The 4252-nt window shown below is 73.0% G+C and carries 5 protein-coding genes; all 5 read right to left on the bottom strand.

The genetic code is table 11. The features are described from left to right. Positions 1–364 precede the first annotated feature (364 nt). On the bottom strand, positions 365–1336 hold the full coding sequence (locus tag A7A76_RS02570) for a DMT family transporter (protein WP_206409724.1): 972 nt from the start codon (positions 1334–1336) through the stop codon (positions 365–367). 178 nt (positions 1337–1514) lie between these two features. Next, positions 1515–2339, bottom strand: a complete 825-nt coding sequence (locus tag A7A76_RS02565; RefSeq protein ID WP_096379510.1) for an AraC family transcriptional regulator — start codon at positions 2337–2339, stop codon at positions 1515–1517. A 140-nt stretch (positions 2340–2479) separates the two neighbouring features. Next, positions 2480–2944 carry a PIN domain-containing protein gene (locus tag A7A76_RS02560; RefSeq protein ID WP_206409723.1) on the bottom strand — a complete coding sequence of 155 codons (465 nt, stop codon included), beginning with the start codon at positions 2942–2944 and terminating at the stop codon, positions 2480–2482. A 16-nt stretch (positions 2945–2960) separates the two neighbouring features. Further along, positions 2961–3698, bottom strand: coding sequence for a hypothetical protein (locus A7A76_RS02555; protein ID WP_206409722.1), 738 nt, complete (start codon positions 3696–3698; stop codon positions 2961–2963). Beyond that, positions 3695–4252: hypothetical protein (locus A7A76_RS02550; RefSeq protein WP_206409721.1), on the bottom strand; the 558-nt coding region annotated here is incomplete at its 5' end. The genes A7A76_RS02550 and A7A76_RS02555, both read right to left, overlap by 4 nt.

Raw genomic sequence — 4252 nt, 5'->3', positions numbered from 1 at the left:
CGGCGACGGTGGCCGGGCGCTGGCCGTGCACGCGCAGGCGGTCGAGCGTGGTTGCGGTGGCGGCGTTCGCGTCGGGCGCAGCCGTCGCCTCCGGCGGCTGCGCGTGGGCGGCGCCGGCGAGAGACAGCGACAACAAGGTCGACACGGGAAGGATCGATGAAAGCGTGACGGCGCGCATGCGAGGCCATGGCAGCGGGAAAATGCCGGCCAGCCTAGGGCCGCCGCGCTGCGCGCAGATGCGGCAAAACGCCGCGCCGCTGTCGCTGGCCGCTGGCGCAGCGGGAGTGCGTGAATATTCTTTCGATAGGGCGCACGAGGCGTCGCTGCGATGCGCCGGCTTGGATGGCGACTGGATCCGCAACGCTCAGGCCGCGCTTTCCGCCACGACCTCTGGCGGCACCGGTTTGATCCGCAGCGCCCACAACACGCCCGCCACCAGCAACGCGATCCCGACCAAGGTCAGTGCCGGCGGCGCCTGCCCGCGCAGCATGAACGCATAGGCCAGCGCGAACAGGGTTTCGAACACGATCAGCTGCCCGGCCAGCGCGGTCGGCAGGCGCTGGCTGGCTTCGTTCCAGCACAGCGTGCCGACCCACGAAGCGAGCAGGCCGATCGCCGCCATCAAGGCGATGAAGTAGCCCGCGCGCGGACCGAACGGCATCGGGAACGGCGACTGCGTCGCGCTCATGTACAGCCACAGCGCGAGGTAGCCGGCCAGCGCCAGCGGCAGCGTCGCCACGCCTTGCGCGGTGGCCCAGGTGCGCGGGCTGCGGTCGGGATGCGCGCGCAGCCAGTCGGCGTTGCGCAGCGGGTACCAGGTCCAGCAGATCACCGCGCCGAACGCGAGCAGGCCGCCGAGCGCGTAGCGGTGCAGGTCGGCGTGGGTGCGCGCCTGCAGTTCGCGCAGTTCGGCGCGGTTGACGCAGGCGATGCCGAGCGCGATCAGCAGCAGCGACGGCGCCAGTCGCGCCCACGGCAGGCGGCCGTCGCGGCGCGCGTTGCGCAGGTTGGCGCTGATCGCGATGACTACCGGCAAGGTACCGATGATCATCGTCGGCAGCGGCCCGCCGGCGCGCTGGATCGCGCTGGCCAGGCACAGGTAATAGAGCAGGTTGCCGATCAGCGACAGCTTCAGCGCTTCGATCCAATCGGCGCGGCCGAGCTGGCGCAGCGCCTTGCGGTCGAGCCAGGCCAGCGGCAGCGCGATCAGGCCGAAGGCGAGATAGCGGCCGACCGACTGCAGCGCCGCGGGGTACTCGGGCAGCAACAGCGGGCCGACGAAGACCAGGCCCCAGATCAGGCCGGCAAGCAGGGCGTAGAGGGTTCCTAGCAGCATGGCCGCAGGATGGCGCGGCGCGAGGCGCGTGTCTTGTACGAGATTGCGGTTCCCAGCGCTGCCGCAACGCAGCGACTGTAGGAGCGGCGCGAGCCGCGACTGCGGGGCGGCAGGTTGCGTCGCAGCTGCGGTTTCGCGGTCGCGGCTTGCGCCGCTCCTACAGGGAGCGGTCGTGGCTTCAGCCGCGGATTTGCTTTTGGTAGCGCGCAGGCGTGACGCCGTAGCGGCGCTGGAACGCGCGGGTCAGGTGCGCCTGGTCGGTCAGGCCGGTATCGGCGGCGATGCGCGCCGGCGCCACGCCGGCGGCGAGCAGGCGCTTGGCTTCGTGCAGGCGCAGCGCCATCAGCATCTGCTGCGGGGTGACGTGGTACTGCGCGCGGAACTGGCGCAGGAAGTGGAACGGGCTCAGTTCGGCGACCGCGGCCAGTTCGTCCAGGGTGACGCGCTCGGACAGGCGCGCGCGCAGGCAGTCGAGCACCGCGGCGAAGCGCTTGGGCGCTTCCGCGCGCGCGCGGCGCGGGGTCTTGGCGTGGTCGCGGAATTCCTCCAGCAGCGCGTGCAGCTGGCTGTCGAAGTCGAGCGGTTCGCGCGCATGCCACAGCGCGTCCAGGCGCGCGGTGATGCGGCGCGCGCGGCGCGGGTCGTGGCGCACGGCCTCGTCGAACCACCAGCCCGGCTCGCCGACGATGTCCGCGGCCGCGTCGGGTTCGACGTAGATCATGCGATAGCGCCAGCCCTCGGCCGTTACCGCGTGGCCGGTGTGCAGCACATCGGGGTTCATCAGCACCAGCGAATCGGGCGGGGCGAGGTGGTCGCTGCCGCGGTAGCGGAAACGTTCCACGCCCGATTCGATCGCGCCCAGGCCGTAGGCTTCGTGGGTGTGCGGATCGAACGAGTGGCGGACGATGTGGGCGCGGTAGAGTTCGACGCCGGGGCGATGGGCGACCTGCCGGAACTGGGCGGCATCGAAGGCATCGTCGAAGCGGTCGGGCACGCCTTGCATGGTGGCGAGTATGGCATGCGGCCGTGGGCCGGCGCGGCGAACTTGGAAGAGAGCGTCGGGCCTGAAGGCCCTCCCACAACAGCCGGCTTCGGCTACTGTGGGAGGGCCTTCAGGCCCGATGCTTTCCTTTCACAACCCGATCAGGCGCCAGGCGAGCGCCACGCTTCCAACGCCACCCAGGTCTGCGGCGTCATGATCTCGAACAGCCCGGCGCGCGCGGTACGCCGGCCCAGCACCACCAGCGCGTGGTCGCGGCTGAGCAGCCAGCGCGCGCCGGCGGCCTGGGCCAGTTCGAGGAATTTCTGGTCGTCCGGATCGGCGCAGCGCGGCAGCGGCGGCGCCGCCGCCGGGTTGGTGTCGATGCCGGCGAACGGATGCAGCCAGCGGTCGTACTCGCTCAGGCACTCGGCGCGCGTGCGCGCGCTCAAACCGAGCTTGGGATAGTCGAGGATGCGCTGCCATTCCTCGCGGCAGGCGGCGTCGGTGACCGCGGCCAGCGCGCCTTCGCGCAGCGCGCGCAGCAGCGGCGCCACCGCCGGGTCGCGGAACGCGAACAAGTCCAGGCAGACGTTGCTGTCCAGCACGATGCGCGGCGCGCCGCTCATGCGCGCGGCCGCGGCGTCACAGGTCGTCCTCGCCGGGGAAGGACACGCTCAGCTCGCCGACCTGCAGCAGCGCGCCCTGTTTGGGATAACGAGGGTCGTCGCTGGAGAACTCGCCGTCGCCGACCGGCGCGGCGGCGTGGGCCGGCGCGTCGTCGGCCCAGCCCAGGCGCGCGCCGCGTTGCACCGGGTCGCCGTCCTGGGGCGCGAGCGCGCCGCCGTTCCAGTCGGTGACGATGCCGCCGTAGTCCCAGTCCAGCCCGTAGAACCGCAGCGGCTTGCCGTTGAGGCGGACCAGATCGGCCAGCGGCAGGCCGATCGCGACGCCGTTGTCCAGGCGCCAGCGGCTGCCTGGATCGTCGACCACCACCATCGACAGGCCGCGCAAGGCCTGGCTGTCCTGGAAGTACAGGCGCGCGCGCCGGGCCGGGTCGGCGCCGAACAGGCGCGCGCCGCGGATCTGTTCGCCTTCGGCGCCGGGCAGGTGCTCGTCGATGGCGACGTTGCCGGCGCCGAACAACTGGCGCAGTTGCTCGACGCCGAGGTCGGGCGCCAGCGCGCCGGGCAGCACGTAGTCGCTTACCGGCGCGAGCGCGGGGTGTTCGGGCGTGTTGCCGGATTGCGATGTCGGCGCGGACGCGGCCGGCGCGGCTTTCGCGGCGTCCTGCGCAGGCGCCGCCGGCGCGGTGGCCTCGCGCTGGCAAGCGGCCAGGACCAGCGCCAGCGCGGCGGCGAGCGCCGGGCGCGCGAGGTTCACGGCTTGAGCTCGCGGATGTCGGCGCTGGCGATGCGCCAGGCGCGCTGTTCGGCGCTGGCGCCGTCGACCACGGTGCGGCGCAGGGTGTAGGCGCCGACGAAGCGGCGCTGGCTGCCGTCGCGCTGGGTCGCGGTGATCGACACCGGCACTTCGATATGGCGCTGGCCGGCGCCGGCATCGACGCGGCCGGCCGGCGCCAGTTCCACCGACACGCCGGCGGTCTGGGCGAAGCCGTTGGCGAACTGCTGCGCGTCCTGGCCGCTGGCGCGGCCGCCGTCGGACCACAGCGCATAGGCGCGGTCGTAGCGGTGGGCGTTGATCGCGGCGTAGTAGTCGCGCACCACCGCGACCGCGTCTTCCGGCGTGGGTTCGCCCGCGGGCGTGGGCGCGGCCGGGGCCGCGTCGACTGCGGCCGGATCGTGCGCGGCCGGTACCGGCAGCGCCGGGTCGACCGGCGCGTTCGGATCGAGCGGCGCGGCGGGGGCGGCGACGGCGTTCGGATCGGCCGGCGGCAGCGGATTGCCGTTCTCGTCCAGTTGCGGCGGCGCGGGCGC

The organism is Lysobacter enzymogenes, from assembly GCF_017168095.1.
Lineage (GTDB): Bacteria > Pseudomonadota > Gammaproteobacteria > Xanthomonadales > Xanthomonadaceae > Lysobacter > Lysobacter enzymogenes_D.
This window is presented reverse-complemented; position numbering and strand designations above follow the sequence as displayed.